This is a genomic window from Mycobacteroides franklinii (genome assembly GCF_001853795.1).
GTDB lineage: Bacteria > Actinomycetota > Actinomycetes > Mycobacteriales > Mycobacteriaceae > Mycobacterium > Mycobacterium franklinii.
Genome location: NZ_MLIK01000020.1, coordinates 1 through 452, shown reverse-complemented (window position 1 = coordinate 452; position 452 = coordinate 1). Strand labels below are relative to the sequence as shown.

The following is a 452-nucleotide window of genomic DNA, read 5'->3' as shown; positions in this document are numbered from 1 at the left end:
CCGGCATCACCACGTCGACGCCGTACGGCTTACCGTCGGTGTTGGCGTCCATCCACTGCAGAACCTCTTCGAGGTCGTCGGCGTCGTTGAATCGCACGCAACCCAGCACGCCCAGACCGCCGGCCTTGCTGACCGCGGCGGCCACCTTCTCCGACGGGGTGAACACGAAGATCGGGTATTCGATCCCGAACCTCTCGCAGAGATCGGTCTTCATCATTTCGCTCCAACATGATTCGCGTGCACGTCATCGGCGGCCCGCTCCTCGGTGGTGTCCTTGGCCCACCGGTAGTCGGGCTTGCCCGCCGGCGAGCGCTTGACCTCGTCGACCAACCACAGGCTGCGCGGCACCTTGTAGCCCGCGATCTCGCTGCGCACGAAGGTATCGAGCTCGGCCAGCGTCGGGCGCGCCCCCTCGCGCGGCTGCACGACGGCTGCCACGTGCTGACCGAAGC

General features: G+C 66.8%; 1 protein-coding gene and 1 pseudogene. Both read right to left on the bottom strand.

Annotated elements, in window-relative coordinates:
* Positions 1-214: pseudogene (locus tag BKG76_RS19370) on the bottom strand (nitronate monooxygenase); the annotation flags it as partial.
* Positions 214-452 (bottom strand): AMP-binding enzyme (locus BKG76_RS19365; RefSeq protein WP_407937664.1); only part of this gene is annotated, 239 nt, incomplete at its 5' end. The gene BKG76_RS19365 and the pseudogene BKG76_RS19370, both read right to left, overlap by 1 nt.